The sequence below is a fragment of the [Clostridium] aminophilum DSM 10710 genome (genome assembly GCF_000711825.1).
GTDB classification, from domain to species: domain Bacteria; phylum Bacillota; class Clostridia; order Lachnospirales; family Lachnospiraceae; genus Clostridium_R; species Clostridium_R aminophilum.
In genome coordinates this window covers 139,635-159,147 of the sequence record NZ_JONJ01000008.1, presented here as the reverse complement: position 1 = coordinate 159,147, position 19,513 = coordinate 139,635, and the positions used below count along the sequence as shown (strand labels likewise).

The 19,513-nt window shown below is 50.4% G+C and carries 15 protein-coding genes; 2 read left to right on the top strand and 13 right to left on the bottom strand.

What is annotated here, in order from left to right:
• Positions 1 to 161 precede the first annotated feature (161 nt).
• From glpK to BR86_RS15200, 6 genes are all read right to left on the bottom strand, one after another.
• The gene (gene glpK / locus BR86_RS0107295) at positions 162 to 1,664 is read right to left on the bottom strand and encodes a glycerol kinase GlpK (RefSeq protein WP_031472593.1); all 1,503 of its coding nucleotides are present in this window, start codon (positions 1,662 to 1,664) and stop codon (positions 162 to 164) included.
• Between the two features lie 195 nt (positions 1,665 to 1,859).
• Positions 1,860 to 3,149, bottom strand: a complete 1,290-nt coding sequence (locus BR86_RS0107290; RefSeq protein ID WP_031472591.1) for a TRAP transporter large permease — start codon at positions 3,147 to 3,149, stop codon at positions 1,860 to 1,862.
• Between the two features lie 2 nt (positions 3,150 to 3,151).
• Positions 3,152 to 3,622, bottom strand: a complete 471-nt coding sequence (locus BR86_RS0107285) for a TRAP transporter small permease (RefSeq protein WP_031472589.1) — start codon at positions 3,620 to 3,622, stop codon at positions 3,152 to 3,154.
• Positions 3,623 to 3,872: 250 nt separating this feature from the next.
• Positions 3,873 to 5,099, bottom strand: coding sequence for a C4-dicarboxylate TRAP transporter substrate-binding protein (locus tag BR86_RS0107280; RefSeq protein WP_242841582.1), 1,227 nt, complete (start codon positions 5,097 to 5,099; stop codon positions 3,873 to 3,875).
• Between the two features lie 387 nt (positions 5,100 to 5,486).
• Complete coding sequence (locus BR86_RS0107270) at positions 5,487 to 6,662, bottom strand: DUF819 family protein (RefSeq protein WP_031472585.1); 1,176 nt, start codon at positions 6,660 to 6,662, stop codon at positions 5,487 to 5,489.
• Between the two features lie 448 nt (positions 6,663 to 7,110).
• The gene (locus BR86_RS15200) at positions 7,111 to 8,529 is read right to left on the bottom strand and encodes a C40 family peptidase (RefSeq protein ID WP_161767290.1); all 1,419 of its coding nucleotides are present in this window, start codon (positions 8,527 to 8,529) and stop codon (positions 7,111 to 7,113) included.
• 363 nt (positions 8,530 to 8,892) lie between these two features.
• Here BR86_RS15200 and ymfI point away from each other — a divergent pair, with 363 nt between their 5' ends.
• On the top strand, positions 8,893 to 9,627 hold the full coding sequence (gene ymfI, locus BR86_RS0107255) for an elongation factor P 5-aminopentanone reductase (RefSeq protein ID WP_031472581.1): 735 nt from the start codon (positions 8,893 to 8,895) through the stop codon (positions 9,625 to 9,627).
• A 91-nt stretch (positions 9,628 to 9,718) separates the two neighbouring features.
• Here the strand turns inward: ymfI and BR86_RS15625 are convergent.
• From BR86_RS15625 to BR86_RS0107215, 7 genes are all read right to left on the bottom strand, one after another.
• Positions 9,719 to 11,136 (bottom strand): IS3 family transposase gene (locus BR86_RS15625; protein ID WP_242841581.1). Its coding sequence is split into 2 segments (ribosomal slippage): positions 9,719 to 10,653 and positions 10,653 to 11,136, totalling 1,419 coding nucleotides; the frame shifts between segments, so codons are not numbered across the junction.
• Between the two features lie 239 nt (positions 11,137 to 11,375).
• Complete coding sequence (locus BR86_RS0107240; RefSeq protein WP_031472576.1) at positions 11,376 to 12,431, bottom strand: electron transfer flavoprotein subunit alpha/FixB family protein; 1,056 nt, start codon at positions 12,429 to 12,431, stop codon at positions 11,376 to 11,378.
• Positions 12,432 to 12,460: 29 nt separating this feature from the next.
• A complete protein-coding gene (locus tag BR86_RS0107235; RefSeq protein WP_031472575.1) occupies positions 12,461 to 13,252 on the bottom strand; it encodes an electron transfer flavoprotein subunit beta/FixA family protein in 792 nt (263 codons plus the stop codon).
• A 65-nt stretch (positions 13,253 to 13,317) separates the two neighbouring features.
• Positions 13,318 to 14,472 carry an acyl-CoA dehydrogenase gene (locus tag BR86_RS0107230; RefSeq protein ID WP_031472573.1) on the bottom strand — a complete coding sequence of 385 codons (1,155 nt, stop codon included), beginning with the start codon at positions 14,470 to 14,472 and terminating at the stop codon, positions 13,318 to 13,320.
• Between the two features lie 97 nt (positions 14,473 to 14,569).
• Positions 14,570 to 15,406 (bottom strand): 3-hydroxyacyl-CoA dehydrogenase family protein, encoded by an 837-nt coding sequence (locus tag BR86_RS0107225; protein WP_031472571.1) that lies wholly within the window; start codon positions 15,404 to 15,406, stop codon positions 14,570 to 14,572.
• A gap of 196 nt (positions 15,407 to 15,602) precedes the next feature.
• A complete protein-coding gene (locus BR86_RS0107220) occupies positions 15,603 to 16,379 on the bottom strand; it encodes an enoyl-CoA hydratase-related protein (protein WP_031472569.1) in 777 nt (258 codons plus the stop codon).
• Positions 16,380 to 16,626: 247 nt separating this feature from the next.
• The gene (locus tag BR86_RS0107215) at positions 16,627 to 17,808 is read right to left on the bottom strand and encodes an acetyl-CoA C-acetyltransferase (protein ID WP_031472567.1); all 1,182 of its coding nucleotides are present in this window, start codon (positions 17,806 to 17,808) and stop codon (positions 16,627 to 16,629) included.
• Positions 17,809 to 18,069: 261 nt separating this feature from the next.
• On the opposite strand from BR86_RS0107215, the gene BR86_RS0107210 reads away from it, so the two are divergent.
• The gene (locus tag BR86_RS0107210; protein WP_031472565.1) at positions 18,070 to 19,416 is read left to right on the top strand and encodes a butyryl-CoA:acetate CoA-transferase; all 1,347 of its coding nucleotides are present in this window, start codon (positions 18,070 to 18,072) and stop codon (positions 19,414 to 19,416) included.
• Positions 19,417 to 19,513: the final 97 nt, after the last annotated feature.

Here is a 19,513-nt window from a genome sequence, read left to right as displayed (position 1 = left end):
TTTCTGAAATCCGAAAATGTGCCGCGCACCGGTTGATGGAACAACGGATGCGACAGCACATTGATTATAAATCCATTTATTCTTACACAATTATATCATTCCGCCGTCAGGCGGCTGCCCTCCCCGGATGAGCAGCCGCTTCCGCCGTTTTTCCGGATCACTCAGTCCTCTTTGGCCCAGCCATAGGCATACTTGACCGCTTTATTCCACATACGGATCTTTTCCGAGCACACATCTTCGGTGATCTCCGGCTCGAAGGTCCGGTCAATGCTCCAGTTGCGGACCACATCGTCCATGCTCTTCCAGTATCCGACCGCAAGACCGGCAAGATAGGAAGCGCCGAGCGCCGTGGTCTCCACGCACTGCGGACGATTGACCGGAACACGAATGAGATCTGCCTGCATCTGCATCAGAAGGTTGTTCAGGGATGCACCGCCGTCCACTTTCAGTGCTTTGAGGTCGATGCCGGAATCCTGCTTCATCGCCTGAAGAACATCATTGACCTGGAAGGCCAGAGATTCCAATGTCGCGCGGATGATATGGTATTTGTTGACACCGCGGGTGATGCCGACGATGGTTCCTCTCGCGTACTGATCCCAGTGCGGCGCGCCAAGTCCGGTAAATGCCGGGACAACATAGCAGCCGTTGGTATCATTTACCTTCTTTGCCATGTACTCCGAATCCGCAGAGGACTCAATCAGGTGCATTTCATCTCTGAGCCACTGGATGGCCGCGCCGGCAATGAAGATGGATCCTTCCAGCGCATAGGTGACTTTGCCGTCGATGCCCCACGCGATGGTCGTAACCAGACCATTCTTCGAGAATACCGGCTTCTCTCCGGTATTCATCAGAAGGAAACCGCCGGTTCCGTAGGTGGATTTCGCCTCGCCCGGCTTAAAGCAGGTCTGTCCGAACAATGCCGCCTGCTGGTCTCCCGCCGCGCCGGCGATCGGAATCTCTCCCCCGAGCACGCTCGGATCGGTCATGCCGTAAACGCAGCTGGACGGCTTGACTTCCGGAAGCATACATTTCGGAATACCCAGAAGTTTTAAGATCTCATCGTCCCACTCCAGAGTGTTGATATTGAACAGCATAGTACGGCTCGCATTGGAGTAATCCGTCACATGAACTTTCCCCTTGGTCAGTTTCCAGATCAGCCAGGTCTCGACCGTTCCGAAGAGGAGTTCTCCCCGCTCCGCGCTCTCCCGCGCCCCCGGCACATTGTCCAGAATCCATTTGAGTTTTGTGCCGGAAAAGTACGCGTCGATGACAAGTCCGGTCTTCTCCCGGATCATGTCTGTCAATCCCTGCGCCTTCAGCTGATCGCAGTATTCAGCGGTTCGGCGGCACTGCCATACGATGGCACGACAGATCGGCTCGCCGGTCTCTTTTTCCCACACGATCGTCGTCTCACGCTGATTGGTAATGCCGATGCCTGCGATCTCGTCCGCATTGATCCCGACTTTCGCCATTGCCTGGACACAGACACCGAGCATCGTGGACCAGATCGCGTTCGCATTGTGCTCAACCCAGCCCGGCTTCGGGAAATGCTGCTGAAATTCCTGCTGCGCGACGCTGACCATCTCGCCTCGCTTGTTGAAAATGATACAGCGGTTGCTTGTCGTTCCGGCGTCAAGCGCCATGATGTACTCACCTTTTGCCATTTCGTTTTCCCCCTGAAGTGTATTTTTCCCTTCTTTTATTGTATCCGAATCCCCCGGATGTTCACCGGTAAAATCCAGACTATATTTGCGCAGGAAACAAGCCAAAATTCGTGTAATACCTCGCTAAGTGCTCTGCGCAAAAGTCCGCTCCGCGAAGCCGCGGAACGGACTCATTTTCTCATATCCGTATCCGCCTTACGCTCCGAAGACAAGGTTCGGAATCAGCAGTGTCAGCGGCGGGAAGTAGGTAACAATCAGCAGCGCCACGATCAGTGCCGCGATAAACGGCAGAGCTTCTTTGACGAAATCCGGAATCGGACAGTCGATGATGCTGCAGACCGTAAACATCATCGATCCGAACGGCGGCGTCAGACCGCCGATCATAATATTGACAATAATAATCAGGCCGAAATGAACCAGATCGACGCCCATGGTGCGGACAACCGGAATCAGGAGCGGAGCCAGAATGATCATGGCCGCGCCGCCCTCCATAAACATGCCGACCACCAGAAGGATGGCGTTAATAATCAGGAGCATTGCATACTTGTTGGTGGTCACACCGAGAAGGGCCTTGGAGATCATGCCCGGAATGCCCTGCCATGTCATGTACTGGCCGAAGACATTGGCCGCGACAATGATCAGAACAACGCCAGCAGTACCTTCAACGGTTTCTTGAAGAATCGGGGCTATGTGAGCCGGCTTCAGCTCGCGGTAGATGAACGCACCGACTACGATACAGTAGAGAACCGCGATCGCGCCGCACTCCGACGGAGTGAAGATACCGATTCGCATACCGCCGATAATGCCGATGGGGAAGAAGATCGCCCAGATGGAGTCAAGGGCCTGTTTTCCCATCTCCAGCGGAGAAGCGATTTTGTCCCGGGTTGGCATATATCCTCTCTTTTTGGAGATGAAGTGAACCACCACCATCAGACAGAGAGCCATGAAGATGCCCGGGATATAACCGGCCATAAACATTTTTCCGACGGATACATTTGCGATCAGCGCATAGATGATCAGGTTGATGCCCGGCGGGATGACCGGCGTGACGGCAGAGGACGCCGCCGTGATCGCAGCGGAAAATCCACGGTCGTAACCGCGGCGCTCCATCTCCGGAACAAGCATTTTTGCCTCCATCGCCGCGTCTGCGTTCGCAGAACCGGAGACGCCGCCCATCAGCATGGACAGAAGGACATTTACCTGCGCCAGTGCACCCGGCATGTGACCGGTCAGCACATCGGCAAAAGCCATCAGTTTATTGGAAATACCGGCATAGTTCATAATGGATCCGGCCATAACGAAGAACGGAATCGCCAGAAGGGAAAATGACTGCGCGCTGGTGATAAATTTCTGAAGAATGAGATACGCCGGCGAGCCGGTGTTCATGAAACCGAAATAGACCATGGTTGCGCCGAACAGAGCGTACGCGATCGGAATTCCGGTAAAGTACAGGAGCAATACGATAAAAAGAGGTGCGAATCCCATACTTACGCCTCCTTTCCTGTGCGGCGGAACATGTTGACAAGATGCATCAGCGAATAGACCGTTGTCAGTCCGAATCCGACAATCAGAGAAGAGCTGACCCACGCGCTCGACACGGCAAGTACCGATGTCGCGATGGTGTAAGTGCGCTGAACATAGATGACCGCAAGATACAGAATATACGCATTGATCAGAAGAAGAATGCACTGAACGATCAGCTTGACCGCTCTGGATGCCGCGGCCGGAAGCTTGTTGACCAGAAGGTCGATACCGAGCTGCGCGCCGTTGCGGTAGGCTCCGGCTGCCCCGACGAACACGCTCCATACGAAACATGTCGTTGCGACTTCCTCGCTCCAGTAGATACCGGAGTTCAGGAAATACCGGAAGAAGACATTTAACAGAACGAGGCTTGTCGTCACGACGATCAGGATCGCCGCGATAAACTCCTCGGGATTTTCGCGAATAAATTTTTTCATACCCGTTTTTCTCCACACATTTGGTGCTTAATACTGAAATTGCTGCCGGGACAAAACACACTTTGCAGGTTTCTCCCGTTATCGCGTCAGCTGCCACAGCCCGTCCCGAAACGGTCTTTGGCCCGTTGTACGCGCATAAAGATGGGGAGGAGGGGATGCCTCCTCCCCCGTACCGTAACAGTACATACATGGGAATTTTTCACTTTGTATTTTTCAAAATTCCGTGTTGTATTACGTTATAATCCGTTGATTACTTTACGTCCTTGATGTACTCCTGGAACTTGTCATACAGACCCGGAGTTGTGCCCTTCTTGGTCTCCATCTCTTTGTAGATCGGAGCAAGAGTTGCCTTGAATGCATCGACGTCAACATCGTTGAACTCGATACCGTACTTCTCGGAAAGGTTCTTCTTCTGAGCCTCTTCGTTCTCGGATACCTGCTTAACCATGTTCTTTGCGCCTGCATCGAACTCATCCTGAACCAGCTTCTGCAGCGGCTCCGGCATACCGTTGAATACGTTCGGGTTGATGTAAGCACCGCATACGCCGAGGAGATGCTTTGTGAGTGCCATCTTCTTTGCAACTTCTGCGGAACCGTTGGAACCGTATGCATCGATGGTACCCTCAAGACCGTCAACAACACCCTGCTGTACTGCCGCGATGGTGTCAGCAAATCCCATCGGAGTTGCGGTAGCACCCATAGCATTCAGAGTGTTAACATAGAGCTCGGACTTCGGAGTTCTGATCTTCATTCCCTTCAGATCGTCCGGGGTCTTGATCTCCTTGTTGGTCATCATGGAACGGAAACCGAAGATGTAATCCATGTTCAGGATCTTGATTCCCTTCTCCTCTGCCTTCTTGAACATATCCTTTACTTCGTCTGTCTCAAGAAGAGCGCCGAACTGATCATAGGATGTAACCAGCATCGGTCCTGCAAGTACGTTGAAGTCTGCAACGTAATCGCCGAGGTAGGACGGATCCTCTACGGAAATGAAGTTCGCACCGGCAACAACCTGTGCTACGCCATCCTGATATACCGGCAGCTGAGACTGCGGGAAGCACTGGATGTCAACCATTCCGTTGGACTTGTCCTTGATGGAGTCCGCAATTGCCTGCATGTTCTTTGTAAGGGCCTCATCCGGAGCAAATACATGGCTGAGCTTGAGCTCCAGTTTGTAGTTTGCATCTACACCGCTGAGATCAACCGCACCGTCAGCCTTGGACTCTGCTGTGTCCGCCTTGGATTCCTCTGCCTTGGACTCCGCTGCCGCTGCTGTAGTCGCTGCTGCAGTTGTCGTCTGTGCGGAGCTGCCGCCGCATGCTGCGAGGGATGCTGCCATTGCTGCTGTTGCAACAAGGCTTGCTGCCTTTACCATTTTCTTCATTTTTTCTCCTCCTTTATATTCGATCGGGATGCGGTCATTCGCATGTCCCGGGTCGATCCGTTCCGGTGCGCCGCTGTCGGCCGCACGTTTCATGCAATGCGTCTCCGCAATCGGAACCGGCGGACAGCCGATCCGATTACGCATAAAAATAACAGCGGTCCGAAAAAAAGAGCCTTCTCATGCCGGCCTTGTTTTCTGACGCTGCTCTCTGTCTCTGCATCACATATTCGTCTTTTCACGGGCTTATTTTATCATTATTTCCTGTTCAGTTCAAGTAAAACGATTCTTTTTCGGGGCAACTTCACTAATTTCTCTCAAAAAATTCAGGTATCTTTTGGTAAATGCCGTTATTTATTTAACGCAAGCGAAGAATCTCCCGATCCCCTCGTGCCTGTCACAGAAAAAAGCTCCCTATACAGATGCCGTTTTTCCGGTTCTGTTTAGGGAGCCTGTTCTCATCTCTGAAAAAGTCGTTTCCGTTTATCCGAAGATACTCATGCCGTTCGCAACCAGAAGTCCTCCTCCGGTACCGATGACATATCCTAAAAGCGCCATTACAATGCCGACCGGCACAAGAGCGTCATTGTAGGATCCGGCAATAACCGGTGTTGTCGCTGTTCCTCCGATATTTGCCACCGAGGCAACCGCGCAGGTGAAGATATCCAGGCGAAGGAGTTTTGCCATCACAACCATAACCACAACATGGATCGCCATGGTCATAAATCCGGTGAGGATCCAGAGGTGTCCGTTGGTCACGCCGCCGAGGTCTGCTCTGGATGCAATCAGCGCGATAACCGTGTAGAGAAGAATGTTGGAGAGTTCCTCAATTCCTTTCATGCTGCCGAGCGGAGTCACCGCAAGTGCAGTTCCGAGAACCGTTACGAAAAGGACTGTCCATGTCGCTTTATCAAAAAACGGAATCATCGAGTTCAGGTATACGCCGACATACTGAGCCAGCGCGGACACTGCAAATCCCAGACCGAGGAGAAATGCAAGGTTCTGCCACAGGAGCGGATTCTTGTTCGCCTCCGTCGCCTTGCGGAGAGACTCACCAACCTCATCGATCAGATGAGTGTCGGACTTTGTCCAGCGGTTAAAGGCTTCATTTCTCGTCAGCGCCCACAGAAGGAACGGAATGTAAATGTTGCAGCAGATGGTGTCCATGATCAGGGCGTATACCATGTTGCCCTCATCGACATGCAGCGCCGCCTGAATTGCCAGCATGTTGCCGGTTCCGCCCATCCAGCTTCCGCAGAGAGCGCCCAGCGGCCGCCATGCCTCGAGCCCCAGGAAATTATGCATCACCGCATAGCTGACAACAAAACCGATTCCGATGGAAATGCTTGCGCAGAAGAATGCGATCAGCATTCTCGGCCCGAGGCGGACAATCTTTTTCATGTCGCACCGGAGCAGCATCAGGAATACCATCGCATAGAGAACCGGGTTCTTCATGCTGCTGTAAAGGCCGGCCGTGGATTCCAGATCCCACAGCTTAACGGAGCACAAAAGCATGAAGCCTACGTAAATGATGACGACAGGCGGTATGATACCGAAAAACTTCTGTGCGCCCTTGCCCTTGCATAGTTTGGGCAGCATCACGATTATCCCCATGAGAAGGATAAGAATTGAAAAGTAAACAAATCCGTCTTTAATCATACTGTTTCCTCCCAAGTATTTTATACAAAAATTTTACCGTATTAAGAGGATTTTCTCAAGCTATTTCATGAATTATTTTCAATAAAAGGGATTATTTTATCATTAATATTCAACAAGTTTCCGTTTTTCTCTTTATCCGAAGCATCAAAAATCACCGAAAAAGATAAAATGCCGCCCGGCGTCCTATATCAAAGTCCGCAAGCGGACTCCGGCTCCCCCATCCCCTCAATCCTGCAGGGAGCGCCACGGACGATGTGCGACGCCGCTGGTCACCGAAAGGTGACATTTTCCATTTCAGCGGCATGCGCACCCCCGCGGATCGTTTTTTTTCACAGGAAATGCGGAGCACTTTCCTGTGAAATATAAAACGACAGATGCTTCCGGCTTTTTCGTCCAAAAGTATCTGTCGTTCGCTTTCATATTCTTCTGTATTACGGATATGTTTTACTTAATTCAGGAAAGTAACCGCCTTCACCGGTGTCTTGTAATCATAGTTCGAAATCTTGATTCCGGTAGACGCTGTGCTCGCGTGGATAATCCGGCCGCCGCCGATGTAGAGCGCAACGTGGTTGATGTACCCCTTCGATCCGTAGAAGATCAGGTCACCCGGCTGAAGATCCGAGATGGCGATCGTCTTGCCGTTCGCCGCCTGGTCGCGGGAGCTTCTTCCGATGGAGATACCAAAATGCTTGTATACGCTCATAGTAAAACCGGAGCAGTCCGCACCATCGGTCAGACTGGTTCCGCCGTAAACATACGGATTTCCTTCAAACTGTTTTGCGTATGCAACAATCTCCGCTCTTGTACCGGTTGCCTTGCCGGAATCGGTCGGCTTTGCAGCATTGTCCGATGCCTCATCGGTCGTTTCCGATCCGGTTCCAAAAGAACTTCCGCCGGTTCCCGGACCGTTTGCGGTGCCGTTCTCAGCTGAGGTCTTTCCACTGTTCTTTGCGGTGTCGCTGCCGGTCTTCTCCGAATTCGAAGAATCCGGTGTCGTCCCGGACGGAGAAGTCTGGGATGTATTCCCCTTTGCAATCGAATCACACTCATCCGCCTCATCAATCGTGATATACTCGGTTGCCACATATCCGATCACGGAATCGCTGATTTTGACCTTGGTAAATTCATTCTCTTCACCGAGAATCTTATAGGTCTCTCCCCGTTCCACCGAAGTCAGTTTCTCACTGTCAATGGATGCGTCCTTGCGGACATTGAGGACAGCGACATTGACTCTTGCAACCTTCACTGTCCCGTCATCCGCATTCGCCGGAGCGGACGTTCCGGAAGCAGCTGCCGGTTTTTCCGCCTTCCCCGTTTCTTCCTTTATCGCTGTATTCCCGGTGTCTGCGGGCTTCGAGGTCTGCTCTGCCGGAGCTGTCACAGCAGGATTTGAGGTCTGTTCCGCTGCCGGTTTTTCCGTCTCGGCTGTGCCGGCCGGTTTCGACGTCTGTGCATTGCTCTCCGGCTTTTCTGACACTGCAGAGTCCGTATTTGCTTCGGTTTTCGCTTCTGTCTTAAACAGAGACGCCTTCACATATCCGATGATGTCACCGGTCTGAATCTTATACCATTTTCCATCCTCGCCTTCTACGGTCTCAAGGATGTCCGCTTTCATATCGCTATTCATTTTTCCCACAACAGAGCTGCTCGTATTCGCTTCTGCGCGGACATTTACATTATTGCGAACCTGCGGAACCGCTACGCTTCCGACACTCACCGTCGGTGCTGCAGTCTGCAGGGTATTGGTTTCAGTCTGTACGGTCTCCGGAAGAGGCTGCACCTTCTGCGCCGCCGCGGCACTGAAACTTGCCGGCATCAGCGTCAGAATCGCACCTGTCGCCACTACTAATTTCAAGAATTTCTTCATCCAGTCTTTTCCTCCGGTCAAACGTTTCCTGTTCATACTGTCCTTATTATACTACTCATAAGCCTTCACTTACACCGCTTTGTGTCAAATTTGTCTTACGGATTTATTACACAAATGTTATGGCATATTCTCCGGCATACCGATTGGATTCGTTTTATGCCCCATATCCGGAATCGCCGTCTCATGTTACAATAAGATAGATTACCGTTTTCGTTCGGCAAACATTGGTTTTTCAACTTTTCCCAAAAAAATGCCACTGCCTTTTGAATTGCCTTTCGTGCTGACTTTTTGTACTGACTTTTTGTACTGACTTTTTGTACTGACTTTTGTGCCGCAATCCAATGCGTCAGAATGGAGTTTTTTATGACTAAAACCGTACTCATCACCGGAGCATCCCGCGGAATCGGGCGCTCCGCTGCCCTGAAATTCGCCCGTGAAGGATATCAGTGTGTGATCACCTGCATTCGGAGTGCCGACCGTCTTGCGCAGGTACAGTCTGAGATTGAAGCCATGGGCGTTCCGTGCCTCTCCTTTGTCGGCGATATCGGAAATTTCGAGGACTGCGAGCGCCTGTTCGGGGAGATTCACTCCCGGTTCGGTCATATCGACGTTCTAATCAATAATGCCGGCATTGCGTGGATCGGCCTCTTTCAGGATATGACGCCAGCTGAGTGGGACCGGATGATGCACACGAATCTTTACTCGGTCTATAACACCTGCCGGCTCGCCGTTCCCTCCATGGTCTCACAGCATTCGGGACAGATCATCAACGTTTCTTCGGTCTGGGGAATCAGCGGCGCCTCCTGCGAGGTCGCCTACTCCGCAACAAAGGGCGCCGTCAATTCCTTCACTAAGGCACTGGCAAAGGAACTGGCTCCAAGCAACATTCCGGTAAATGCCGTCGCCTTCGGCTGTGTTGACACGGAAATGAACTCCGAACTTCTGGACGGCGATGCGCTTCAGGAGTTGGAGGAGGAAATCCCGGCCGGACGTCTTGCGACTGCGGATGAAGCGGGTGAATTCATATATCATATCGCAACGGCGGGTTCCTATCTGACCGGCCAGATCATTCCCTTCACCGGCGGATGGATTGTATAAGAAGCAAGCAAAAAGGGCCGTCCCGATTCGTGAGGTGACCCCCAAAAGTTAGACTTTTAAGCGTAGCAGTTTTATGGCTGCTACGCTGTTTTTATGCAGCCAAGAGGTTGAGTCTATACTGGACAGGACTCATCCATCCTAGTTTCTCTTTAATTCTTTGTTCGTTGTAATACTTTATATATCGCTCTATTTCAGCTTTCAATTCTTCGTAACTATAATATACTACCCCATAATAGATTTCTTGCTTTAGCAGTCCGAAGAAGTTTTCCATTACCGAATTATCTAAGCAGTTACCTTTTCTGGACATGCTTTGGAAGATGCGTTCTTGTTTTAGCCGATGGGAATAAGCCTTCATCTGGTAAGCCCATCCCTGATCTGAATGGAAGGTCCTACGATAAGGGCAGTCTGATGTGATTTCTATCGCCTGTTCAAGAGCATCCATTACATTCTTGGCAGATGGATGTTTATCTATTCCAAAACTTAGTATTTCTCCATTACACATATCCATAAATGGATCCAGATAGAGCTTGTGCATGGTCATGTGACCTTTTGTATCTACTTCATAGTACTTTAGCTCTGTTGTATCGGTGGTTATTTTCTGGTGCGGTATATGGGTATTAAACCTTCTCTTAATCCTGTTAGGAGCAACGGTTCCTACTTTCCCTTTGTAGGAACTGTATTTTCTGCTCTTACGAGTAAAGGATGTCACCTGGAGTCCTAGCTTCTGCATAATTCGTTGAACCTTCTTTTTGTTGACTTTGTATCCCTGGTTATTTAATTCGCCTACCACTCTACGATAACCATAGTCCTTGTTACTCGCGCGTATAGCAAGAATCGTTTCTTCTAGCACTTTATCTGGATTCTCCCGGTCAAATCTCTTTTGCCAGTACATAAATGTTGCCTTTGGCATACCTGTATATGAGAGAAGGTCTTTTAGTTTGAACTGTCTTCGGAGGCTGTTGATGATTCGCGCCGTTCTCTCATTTTTGCTTCGTCCTCTAAACGCAGCCTCCTCAGTTCTTTTAAAAATGCATTCTCTATTCTTAGCTTCAGCAGCTCATCCTCTAACTCTTTAACATGCTCTGCACTTGTATCAACTGGACTCTCAATAGGCAGAGTAGAAGATTTCTTTTCTGGCTTTTCCAATGTTTTCCTTCGACCTTTCTTGTGAGGTCTCAATGCATCAAGACCTGCTACACGAAAGCGTTTTACCCAGTTAACAATCATGCTTGGATTAGTGATTCCTTCTTGTAGAGCTAAATCCTGATATGAGATTTCACTTGATAAATATAACTCTACAACAGAAAGCTTCTTTTCAAAAGAATATGTTTGGTTCTTACGGGAGCGAATTAGTCCCGCATCTCCGAATTTCTGGTAATTATGGACCCATTCTTCAATTTTGCTTTTGGCGGGGACTCCATAAGTTTTAGAAAGATATCCATAACCACCTTCACCGTTTAAATAGGCTTTGACAACTTTCTTTTTGAATTCAAAAGAATACTTAGACATAAAAATACCGACCTCCCAAAAGTTAGATTTTTGGTCTAACTTTTGGGGGTCGGTACATCGGGGCGACCCTTTTTATATACCCGTTCCGGTGACCGTCCGCAGGTGTGTGGTCCGCTTTCGGTCCGCCGGAATCATTCTTCAATTGATACCGGATTCACAGCACCGGTCTCGATTTGAAATACAGGTTTTCGTATGATGAGGAATCTCCTGCTGCGCAGAATTCCTCTCAGCAACTGAAATTAGTTGTTGTTTGCAGCCATAGCCTCTTTGAGCTTCTGAGTGAGCATCGGAACAACCTTGTTCAGGTCGCCTACGATACCAACATCAGCAACGTCGAAGATCGGAGCTGTATCATCCTTGTTGATTGCGATGATGAGGTCAGACTCCTCCATACCTGCAAGGTGCTGGATTGCACCGGAGATACCGATTGCGAAGTAAACCTGCGGACGAACAGTCTTACCAGTCTGTCCAACCTGAAGATCCTTCGGCTTCCAGCCAGCATCTACTACTGCACGGGAGCAGGAAACAGTTCCGCCGATAACCTCAGCAAGCTCGTCAAGGATCTTGAAGTTCTCCGGAGTACCCATACCACGGCCGCCGGATACCAGGATCTTCGCATCCTGAATATCAACTGCCTCGGATACCTTCTTAACAACTTCCATGATCTGAACATACATGTTGTTCTCTGTGAAGCCCGGGTTGAACTCCTCAACCTCGCACTTGCGGCCGGCTTCCTTCGGAAGCTTCTGCATAACACCCGGACGAACGGTTGCCATCTGCGGACGGAAATCCGGGCAAGCGATGGTTGCGATGGTGTTACCGCCGAATGCCGGACGAGTCATGAGAAGCTGGTTGTGCTTCTGCTCATTCTCTTTGCCCGGGATAGCGTTGATCGGGAAATCACCGATATCGAGCTTTGTGCAGTCTGCGGTAAGACCTGTGTGGATACGTGCGCAAACACGCGGGCCAAGGTCACGGCCGATTGCTGTAGCGCCGATCAGGAAGATCTCCGGCTTGAAGTGATTGATTACTTCAGAAACAGCGTGTGTGTACGGCTCGGTTCTGTACTCTTTGAGTGCCGGATCGTCAACAACGATAACCTTGTCTGCGCCGTACTCTGCGAGCTGATCTGCAAGTCCCTTAACGCCGGAACCTACAACAACAGCTGTAACAGTCTCGCCGAGGTCATTTGCCAGGGATTTGCCCTTTCCAACGAGCTCGAAAGCGATGTTGCTGAGTTTGTTGTCTACCTGCTGTGCGAAGACGAATACGCCTTTATATTCTTTGATATCCATTCTATTCACCACTCTCTTCTATAGTCTGATCAGATAATATGCTTCTGTGCCAGTGTCTCAACGATCTTGTCAGCTGCAGCAGCCGGATCAAGCTCAAACTTCTGTCCAGCGCCCTTTCTAACCTTATCGGAAGCCTTCGCGATCTTTGTCGGAGAGCCTGCAAGTCCGAGGTTGGAATCAAGAACGTCCTTCAGATCTGCTCTGTGCCATACAGTGATGTCCTTCGCATATGCATCGAAGATGCCGCCCGGAGTCATGTATCTCGGCTCGTTAAGCTCTGCGAGAGCTGTTACAAGGCACGGAAGCTGTGCCTTTACAACGTGATATCTGTCGTCGTACTGACGCTCAACAACGATGTACTTCTCTGCCTCGTTAACCTCTACGATCTTCTGAGCGTAGGAGATTACCGGGATCTGAAGGTGCTCGGAGATCTGCGGACCTACCTGAGCGGTATCGCCATCGATTGCCTGACGGCCTGTGATGATCAGATCATATTCAAGGTTTCTCAGTGCACCTGCGATAGTCTGGGATGTTGCCCATGTATCAGCACCGCCGAGAACACGGTCAGTAACAAGGATACCCTCGTCAGCGCCCATTGCCATAGCCTCGCGAAGAACCTCTTCAGCCTTCGGAAGTCCCATGGTTACAACGGTAACGTGTGCGCCGTACTGATCTTTCAGTCTAAGTGCTGCCTCAAGTCCTGCCTTGTCATCCGGGTTCATGATGGCAAGCATTGCGCCTCTGTTAAGAGTGCCATCCGGGTTAAACTTAACTCCGCCTTTGGTATCCGGAACCTGCTTAATGCATACTACAATTTTCACGGTATATTCACTCCTTATTCTTATGATTACATATCATTCGATACGTCGTCTTGTCGCTTGTTTTATCAGTCTTTCAGAATGTTACCGGAGATAACCATTCTCTGAACCTCAGATGTTCCCTCGTAGATCTCGGTGATCTTCGCATCACGCATCATACGCTCAACATCGTACTCCTTCATGTAGCCGTAACCACCGTGGAGCTGTACAGCCTTTGTGGTAACTTCCATAGCGGTCTCTGCTGCGTAAAGCTTTGCCATAGCTGCCTCAACGGAGAATACCTTCTGAGTATCCTTCGCCATAGCTGCTCTGTAAACAAGCATCTGAGCTGCCTTTGTCTTTGTAGCCATGTCAGCAAGCTGGAACTGAGTGTTCTGGAACTGAGCCAGAGTACGTCCGAACTGCTTTCTCTCCTTAACGTACTCGATGGTTCTCTCGAGTGCGCCCTCTGCAAGACCAAGCGCCTGAGAAGCGATACCGATACGTCCGCCGTCCAGTGTGTGCATTGCGATCTTGAATCCCTGTCCAAGAGAGCCAAGGAGGTTCTCCTTCGGAATACGGCAGTCTGTGAAGATCAGCTCGTATGTAGCGGAAGCATGGATACCCATCTTGTTCTCTTTTGTTCCGAATGTGAAGCCCGGAGTTCCCTTCTCAACGATGAATGCGGAGATCTCCTTCATCATTCTTCCATGCTTTTCAACCTTACCGGTAACAGCGATAACAATGTAGATATCAGCCTCTTTACCGTTTGTGATGAAGCACTTGGAACCGTTCAGAACCCACTCATCGCCGTCAAGAACAGCCTTTGTCTGCTGACCCTGAGCATCGGTACCAGCGCCCGGCTCGGTAAGACCGAAAGCACCAAGCTTCTCGCCGGAAGCCAGCGGTCTGAGGAATTTCTGCTTCTGCTCTTCTGTACCGAACTCCCAGATCGGGTCGCCGCACAGAGATGTGTGAGCAGATACGATAACTCCTGTAGTACCGCAAACCTTGGAAAGCTCCTCTACGCACATAGCGTATGTAAGCTCGTCAGCGCCCTGGCCGCCGTACTCCTTCGGGAACGGAATTCCCAGGAATCCGTATTTCTGCATCTTTGCTACTGTCTCTCTCGGGAATTCTTCTGTCTCATCGATTTCCTGAGCGAGCGGTTTTACCTCAGTCTCGGCGAAGTCATGGAATAACTTTCTCGCCATTTCATGCTGTTTGTCCAGTGTAAAATCCATGTTTCTTGTCCTCCATCATAAAATATATACCTTTTAAAGGGCGGCTGTAAAAACCGCCCCAGCGGCCACATTCAGAACTCGCATGCGAGTCCGCAGATCAATACTTGTAGAAACCTTCTCCGGTCTTGCGTCCGAGCTTTCCGCCGCGAACCATCTTTCTCAGAAGCGGTTCCGGACGATACTTCGGATCACCGGTCTCAGCCTGCATTACTTCCATAATAGCAAGTACAACATCCAGACCGATCAGATCGCCGAGTGCCAGCGGGCCCATCGGGTGGTTTGCGCCAAGTTTCATAGCGGTATCGATACCCTCAACAGAAGCGATTCCCTGTGCATAGATACCGATTGCTTCATTGATCATCGGAATCAGGATACGGTTAACAACAAAGCCCGGACCCTCGTTGACCTGTACCGGAGTCTTGCCAATCGCTTCACTGATCTCTACAATCTTATCGACAATTTCCTGCGGAGTATTAAGGCCTGCGATAACTTCAATTAATTTCATTACCGGAGCCGGGTTAAAGAAGTGCATACCGATAACCGGTCTGTCAACGCCCTTGGAAACCGCAGTTACGGAAAGAGAAGATGTGTTAGTCGCAAAAATGGTCTCCGGCTTGCAGATCTTATCCAGTTCCTGGAATGTCTGCTGCTTGATGGCAAGGTTCTCGATTGCAGCTTCTACAACGAGATCCGCATCTCCGCAGATATCCTTCAGTCCGGTCTTGATCTTTGCAATGATCGCATCAGCCTGAGCCTGCTCCATCTTGCCCTTGGAAACCAGCTTCTCCAGGTTCTTCTGAATCTTAGTCTTACCGCCGTCAGCAAATTCCTGCTTGATATCGCAGAGATATACGGTATCGCAGCCTTCATACTGTGCGAATGCCTGTCCGATTCCTGAACCCATAGTTCCAGCACCAATAACAGCAACCTTCATTTTTGAAATCCTCCTACTTAATTAAACCGGATGCTCACGATTATTTGCAGATCGTGATAGGATCCGTAACACACAACTGTCATTTCTGTTAGTTAAATCTGTGTCAATAGATCCGCCAATAACTATAATAATAGAAACAATGTTAATTTGCAAACAATATCTGTAGAAATGTCATAAGAAGAATAAATACCACACATTAGTTATTTGTAAAATTCTTCTCTTTTCTCTTCTCAAGGAATGCGCCCATTCCTTCCTGCTGATCATGTGTCTCGAAGCAGATACCGAATGCTCTCTCCTCAACCAGCTTTCCGCCTTCGATCGGAAGAAGACGTCCTCTGTGGATTGCCTCCTTGGAAGCGCGAACCGCGATCGGAGCGTTTGCCGCGATCTGTTTTGCGATCTTTTTCGCAGCATTCAGAACTTCGCCTACCGGATGCACGCTGTTCACCAGGCCGATGCGATATGCTTCATCAGACTTGATGTTGCGGGCGGTATAGATCATCTGTTTTGCCATGCCTTCGCCGACCATACGGATCAGTCTCTGTGTTCCGCCGAATCCCGGTGTGATTCCGAGGCCGGTCTCCGGCTGACCGAATACCGCATTCTCGGAGCAGATACGGATGTCACAGGAAAGGCAGAGCTCACATCCGCCGCCAAGTGCATATCCGTTTACTGCCGCGATAACCGGAATCGGGAACTTTGCAAGGCTTTCAAACACATTGTTTCCCTTTACGCTGAATTCCATCGCCTCTCTGGAGTTAAGATTCTTCATCTCAGCAATATCCGCGCCGGCAACAAAGGACTTATCGCCCGCGCCGGTTACGATCAGACAGCGAACGCTATTGATATCAACTTTTCTGAGAACATCCCGCAGCTCATCCAGAACCGCAGAGTTCAGAGCATTCAGTACTTCCGGTCTGTTGATTGTGATGATTCCGACCGATTCTTCGACTTCATAAAGAACAAGACTCATTTCCCATTTCTCCTCTTTGTCCTATCGCCATACCATACATGTCGGCTCCGAATCCGATCATACCTCACAAGGTTTACCAAAATTCAGAAACCTACGGATTCTGCCTTGCCGGAACATGCATTCCGCCGTTCCCGGACTGATCCGGATGACAGAACCCCGTCCCGTAAAAATGCTTTACTGTGTTAAAGCCCCATAAAGCAGAAAGGGCAGGTTCCGCGATACTCTGCAGAACCTGCACCGAATTATATTAGTCGCGCTCTACGATTGTAGCGCATCCCATGCCACCGCCGATGCACAGAGTAGCAAGGCCTCTCTTCAGATCCTTAGCTTCCATCTCGTGAAGAAGTGTAACAAGGATACGGCAGCCGGAAGCACCAACCGGATGGCCGATTGCGATTGCACCGCCGTTCGGGTTCAGCTTCTCAAGATCAAAACCGAGCTCCTTGCCTACTGCAACGGACTGTGCAGCAAATGCTTCATTTGCCTCGTATACATCAAGATCAGATACCTTAAGGCCTGTCTTTGCAAGAACTTTCTTTGTTGCAGCAACCGGACCGATACCCATGATGGTCGGGTCAACGCCTGCAAGCGCACCGCCTACCCATGTTGCCATCGGCTTGATTCCGAGCTCTTTTGCCTTCTCCTCGCTCATGACAACAACTGCTGCTGCACCGTCGTTGATACCGGATGCATTTCCAGCAGTGGTAACGCCGTCTGCGTTGATCGGCTTAAGCTTTGCAACAGAATCGTATGTGCAGCCTACGCGGATGCCTTCATCGGTATCTACTACCGTAACAGCGCCCTTCTTGCCCTTAACCTCAACCGGAACGATCTCCTTCTTGAATGCACCTGCAGCCTGAGCAGCCTCAGCCTTGTTCTGGCTCTTTACTGCGAACTCGTCAAGCTCTTCACGTGTGAGGTTCCACTTTGCAGCAACGTTGTCTGCTGTGCGGATCATGTGATAATCGTTAAATGCATCCCAAAGAGCATCCTTGATCATGGTATCTACCAGAACACCATTGTTCATTCTGTAACCGAAACGAGCCTTCATCAGCGCGAACGGTGCAAGAGACATGCTCTCCATACCACCTGCAACGACGATATCAGCATCGCCAGCAAGGATCATGTCTGCTGCCATATTTACACAGTTAAGACCGGAACCGCAAACAACGTTGATGGTAACTGCCGGAACCTCGATCGGAAGTCCAGCCTTCAGTGTTGCCTGTCTTGCAACGTTCTGGCCCTGACCTGCCTGGATTACGCAACCCATAAGAACTTCGTCAACCATCTCCGGTTTTACGCCTGCACGGTTGAGTGCCTCCTTGATAACAACAGCACCAAGTTCTGCTGCCGGTACTGTGCTGAGCGCACCGCCCATCTTACCAACTGCTGTACGGCAAGCGCTTGCAATTACGACTTTCTTTGCCATAGTGTAGAATCCTCCTTAAGATACGTCCGCCGATCCCCTACCGGAATCGACACTTATTCATCATAGCTTCCTCATTATATCGCAATGCATAAAACGTGTCAAAGCATTCGGCAGATTATTATAGTTATTTTACAATTTATTATGTCGGTTTCTTTCCCTGTCTTTGTGTTTAATTGACAATGTTTTTTCACGATGTTACACTTGAACAGGCTATCTATAATAATTTGCCTACTATAATAAAAGAAAGACAAGGTGAACAGAATGGATTTTCAGAAAATGTACCAGGAAAAGCTGGTTTCTGCCGAACAGGCTGCTTCTGTTGTAAAATCCGGTGACTGGGTAGATTACGGATGGACAACCGGAACTCCGGTGGCAGTAGACCGTGAAATTGCAAAGAGACTGCCGGAACTTCACGATGTGAACTTCCGCGGCGGTATCCTCTGCTGGGTACCGGAGATCTTCAAGATCGAGAATCCGGGTGAGCATCTGACCTGGAACTCCTGGCATCTGAGCGGCATCGAGAGAAAGGCGGTCAAGGCAGGCTACGCTTACTATGCTCCGATCCGCTACTGCGAACTCCCGAGATACTACCGTGACGGAAATGTACCGACACCGGATGTCGCCGTATTCCAGGTTGCTCCGATGGATGAGCACGGCTACTTCAACTTCGGTCCGAATGCTTCCCATCTGGCTGCTGTATGCGAGACCGCAAAAAAGGTCATCGTTGAGGTCAACACCAACATGCCGTACTGCTTCGGCGGAACCGAGTCCGAGATTCACATCTCCGACGTCGATATGATCGTGGAAGGCGAAAACCCGGCCATCGCAGAACTCGGAGGTGGCGGAGAGCCGACCGATGTGGACCGCGCAGTGGCAAACCTCATCGTTCCGGAGATTCCGAACGGTGCCTGCCTGCAGCTCGGCATCGGCGGAATGCCGAATACCGTCGGCGCCATGATCGCAGAGTCCGATCTGAAGGACCTCGGCGTTCACACCGAAATGTATGTTGACGCATTTGTCGATATTTACAATGCCGGAAAAATCACCGGTGCCAAAAAGAACATCGACAAGGGCCGTCAGGCTTACGCGTTCGGTGCCGGCACAAAGAAGCTCTATGATTTCCTGGATCACAACCCGGGCTGCATGAGTTCCTGTGTCAACTACACCAACGATCCGTATGTTGTCGCTCAGCTCGACAACTTCATTTCCATCAACAATGCGGTTGACATCGACCTCTTCGGTCAGGTCAACGCCGAGTCGAACGGCTTCCATCAGATCTCCGGAACCGGCGGCCAGCTTGACTTCGTCATGGGCGCGTATATGTCCAAGGGCGGAAAGAGCTTCATCTGCATGTCCTCCACCTTCCAGCCGAAGGGCGGCGAACTGCAGTCCCGTATCCGTCCGACACTGGCAGAAGGCGCGACCGCTACCGATCCGAGAACCGCTACCATGTATGTGGTAACCGAGTACGGCATGGTCAACCTGAAGGGCTGCTCCATGTGGCAGAGAGCCGAGCGTCTCATCAGCATTGCACATCCGCAGTTCCGCGATCAGCTGATCAAGGATGCTGAGAAGATGGGCATCTGGAGAAACTCCAACAAGAGATAATTTTCATCTTAGCGAAAAGCCCCGGGGCTTCGGACATCACCGAAGACCCGGGGCTTTTTCTTTTTTCTTTTTTTCTTATTGTGCGAGCAGCAAGCCA